General features: G+C 68.8%; 5 protein-coding genes. 1 reads left to right on the top strand and 4 read right to left on the bottom strand.

Annotated elements, in window-relative coordinates:
- Positions 1–109: 109 nt before the first annotated feature.
- The 4 genes from I5I_RS01930 to pdxS are packed head-to-tail and all read right to left on the bottom strand — an operon-like array spanning position 110 to position 2,997.
- Positions 110–868 carry a YebC/PmpR family DNA-binding transcriptional regulator gene (locus I5I_RS01930; RefSeq protein WP_036315793.1) on the bottom strand — a complete coding sequence of 253 codons (759 nt, stop codon included), beginning with the start codon at positions 866–868 and terminating at the stop codon, positions 110–112.
- A 34-nt stretch (positions 869–902) separates the two neighbouring features.
- Positions 903–1,436, bottom strand: a complete 534-nt coding sequence (locus I5I_RS01925) for a DUF1697 domain-containing protein (RefSeq protein WP_036315790.1) — start codon at positions 1,434–1,436, stop codon at positions 903–905.
- Positions 1,437–1,477: 41 nt separating this feature from the next.
- A complete protein-coding gene (gene pdxT, locus I5I_RS01920) occupies positions 1,478–2,080 on the bottom strand; it encodes a pyridoxal 5'-phosphate synthase glutaminase subunit PdxT (RefSeq protein ID WP_036315787.1) in 603 nt (200 codons plus the stop codon).
- Positions 2,074–2,997 (bottom strand): pyridoxal 5'-phosphate synthase lyase subunit PdxS, encoded by a 924-nt coding sequence (gene pdxS / locus I5I_RS01915; protein WP_187289900.1) that lies wholly within the window; start codon positions 2,995–2,997, stop codon positions 2,074–2,076. The genes pdxT and pdxS overlap by 7 nt, the downstream gene beginning before the upstream one ends.
- Before the next feature lie 71 nt (positions 2,998–3,068).
- On the opposite strand from pdxS, the gene I5I_RS01910 reads away from it, so the two are divergent.
- The coding region (locus I5I_RS01910) for an aminotransferase class I/II-fold pyridoxal phosphate-dependent enzyme (RefSeq protein ID WP_036315780.1) at positions 3,069–3,818 on the top strand (750 nt) is incomplete at its 3' end.

Genomic DNA, 3,818 nt, shown 5'->3' with positions numbered 1-3,818 from the left:
GAGCTCGGTCCCGGGGATCCTCTAGAGTCCGATGCCGAGGACGCGCAGAGCGGATGTCACTCCCCCACGCTAAGCGCCGCGGCCCGGACGCGGCGATTCGACGCGCGGCTTACTCGTCGTCTTCGAGTTCGGCCTGCACCTCGGCGCTCAAGTCGAAGTTGCTGAAGACGTTCTGCACGTCGTCGCTGTCTTCGAGCGCGTCGATCAGGCGGAAGATCTTGCGGGCCGTTTCGGCGTCGATCTCGACCTTGAGGTTCGGCACGAACTCGACGTCGGCCGACTCGTACTCGATGCCGGCCTCGGTCAGCGCGGAGCGCACGGCGACGAGGTCGGATGCCTCGGTGATGACTTCGAAGCCCTGCGCGTGCGGCTCGATCTCCTCGGCGCCGGCCTCAAGGGCAGCGAGCATGATGTCGTCCTCGCTCGCGTTGTCTTCGGAGACGACGATGACGCCCTTGCGGGAGAAGTTGTAGGCGACCGATCCCGGGTCGGCGAGGGTTCCGCCGTTGCGGCTGAGGGCGGTGCGCACCTCGGCGGCGGCGCGGTTCTTGTTGTCGGTCAGACACTCGATCATGAGGGCGACGCCGTTGGGGCCGTATCCCTCGTACATGATGGACGAGTACTCGACCGACTCGCCGCCGATACCGGCACCGCGCTTGATGGCGCGGTCGATGTTGTCCTTCGGGACCGAAGTCTTCTTGGCCTTGAGGACCGCGTCGAACAGGGTCGGGTTTCCCTGCAGGTCCGGGCCGCCGAGCTTGGCGGCGACTTCGATGTTCTTGATGAGCTTCGCCCACGACTTCGCGCGGCGGGAGTCGATGACCGCCTTCTTGTGCTTGGTCGTGGCCCATTTGGAGTGTCCGGACATGATCTCCAGTTTACTCAGGCGACACCGCTGCTTCTCAGCGGAGGATCTTGACGAGCGTGCGGAGGTTTCGTGTCGTGGTCGTCGGCTTGTACTCGGCGCGTCCGAGCAGCTTTCCGAATGCGGTGTCGAGGGTGTGCCCCTTCGGCGGGCTCCAGTAGACGACGCCGAATCCGGGTTGCGTCGGATCCTCCCGCGGGTCGAAGGAGGCTGCGGCGTCCGCCAGCGCATCACGCACCGCCATCTCGCTGCAGAAGACGACGTAGGGCTGGCGGGCCTCGTCGTCGGCGTCGAAGGGAAACGTCGAGACGGTCGCATCCAGCTCGGCCAGGGTGACGAGAACGATCCAGGCGTCATAGTCGAATCGTTCGCGGAGGGCGTCTTCGATCCGCTTCTTCAGCTTCGCGCGGTCCGACACGTCGACGTCGGCGGTGAAGCGCACGTTCCCGCTGGCCAGTATCGTCTTCACCTCGCCGAAGCCGAGCGCGCGCATCAGGTCGGCGAGATCGGCGCCGCGGATGGTGATGCCGTTGACGTTGACTCCGCGAAGGAGCGCCACCCAGGTGGTCATGTCGCCACGCTAGCCCGCCGCACCGACATCGCGGCAGCCGCTCAGCTCGCGCGCGCGGCGATGAGGTCGAGTAACAGCTCGTGGAACCGCGTCTCCCCCGACATCTCGGGATGGAAGGCGGTGCCGAGCAGTGCACCCTGGCGCACGGCGACGATCGCGCCGTCCGGCAGCGAGGCCAGCACGTCGACATCCGGTCCGGTCTGCACCACCCGCGGCGCTCGGATGAACGTCGCCGACACGGGGGTGTCGAATCCGGCGACCTCGAGCTGCGTTTCGAACGAGTCGATCTGTGAGCCGAAGGCGTTTCGCTGCACGGTGATGTCGAGCCCGCCGACGCTCTCCTGTCCACGGATACCATCGGCGATGCGGTCCGCCAGCAGGATGAGCCCCGCACACGTGCCGTACACCGGCATCCCGTCGGCGATCGCAGCGCGGATCGGCTGCTGCAGGCCGAACGTGCGCGCCAGCTTGTCGATCACGCTGGACTCGCCCCCCGGGATGACCAGGCCGGAGACGGTGGCCAGCTCGGCGGGACGGCGCACCGCGACGGCCTCCGCGCCCAGCGCCTCCAGGCTCCGGACGTGCTCGCGAACGTCTCCCTGGAGGGCGAGGACCCCGACGCGCGGCATCCCGGACGTCACCATCCGCGCTCGGCGAGCCGGTGCGGGGCCGGCAGGTCGGCGACGTTGATGCCGACCATGGCCTCGCCGAGGCCGCGCGAGACGTCGGCGATGACCTTCGGGTCGTCGAAGAACGTGGTCGCCTTCACGATCGCGGCGGCGCGGGCCGCCGGGTCGCCGCTCTTGAAGATGCCGGAGCCGACGAACACGCCGTCGGCGCCCAGCTGCATCATCATCGCGGCGTCGGCGGGTGTGGCGACCCCGCCGGCGACGAACAGGACGACCGGGAGCGTTCCGGTCTCGGCGATCTCGGCGACCAGCTCGTAGGGGGCCTGGAGCTCCTTGGCGGCGACATACAGCTCGTCGTGAGACAGCGCACCGAGCGCGGCGATCTCGCCGCGGATCTTGCGGATGTGCTTCATGGCCTCCGACACATCGCCGGTGCCCGCCTCGCCCTTGGAGCGGATCATCGCCGCGCCCTCGGTGATGCGCCGCAGCGCCTCGCCGAGGTTGGTCGCCCCGCAGACGAACGGGACCGTGAAGTTCCACTTGTCGATGTGGTTCACGTAGTCCGCGGGTGAGAGCACCTCGGACTCGTCGATGTAGTCGACGCCGAGTTCCTGGAGCACCTGCGCCTCGACGAAGTGCCCGATGCGGGCCTTCGCCATGACGGGGATCGACACGGCCTCGATGATGCCGTCGATCATGTCCGGATCGCTCATCCGCGACACTCCCCCCTGGGCGCGGATATCGGCGGGCACGCGCTCGAGGGCCATGACGGCGACGGCCCCGGCATCCTCGGCGATCTTCGCCTGGTCGGGCGTGACGACGTCCATGATGACGCCGCCCTTGAGCATCTCGGCGAGGCCGCGCTTGACGCGCGATGATCCGGTGAGGGGAGTGGACACGGGCGTTCTCCTTCGGGTGTGGATGTCGGTCATCGCCGCGGAGGGCGGCGCGGACATTGGCCTAGGCCAAAACGTAGCATGTTCTGTCACATAGACTGATCGACGTGAACGCCGCCCCTGATGCCTCCGCGGCGCCGCGCATCGTCGGGTCCACTGCGACCCATATCGCGGACAGCGTGCGACAGAGAATCGAGCGTGGCGAGTTGGCGCCGGGCGCCGCACTGCCCCCGGTGCGAAACCTTGCCGACGATCTGGGCGTGAATCGCAACACCGTCGTGTCCGCCTACCGGCTGCTGACGCAGGCCGGGCTCGTGGAAGCGCGCGGTCGCGCCGGTACGCGTGTCGTCGAACGCGCTCCCCTGGCCCAGGAGGGTTTCGCTCACGGCACGGTGCTGCGCGACATCGCGGCAGGGAACCCTGACCCGGCACTCATCCCCGATCTGCGGCCGGCGCTCAGCCGCATCGCGGGTCGCCCGGTGCTGTACGGGGAGCCCGTCATCGACCGCGACCTGGCCGCCTGGGCCGAGGAATGGATGCGCACCGCCGTCGGAGACGACCGTGCGCTGCGTCTGACGATCACCGGAGGTGCGTCCGACGCGATCGAGCGCCTGCTCGCGCTGACGCTCACGCGCGACGACGCCGTGGCCCTCGAAGATCCGTGCTTCCTCGCGAGCCTGAACACGGTCCGCCTCGGCGGGTACCGGCCCATCGCCGTGCCCGTCGACGATGAGGGCATGACCGTCGCCGGGCTCCAGGCGGCGCTGGATGCCGGAGTGCGCGCCGTGCTGCTCACCCCTCGCGCCCAGAATCCCACGGGGGCGAGTCTGAGCGCCGAACGGGCCGCGGCCCTGCGA

Source organism: Microbacterium sp. B24 (assembly GCF_000333415.1).
GTDB lineage: Bacteria > Actinomycetota > Actinomycetes > Actinomycetales > Microbacteriaceae > Microbacterium.
Note: the sequence above shows the minus strand (reverse complement) of the source record. Positions and strands in the feature narration are given on the sequence as shown.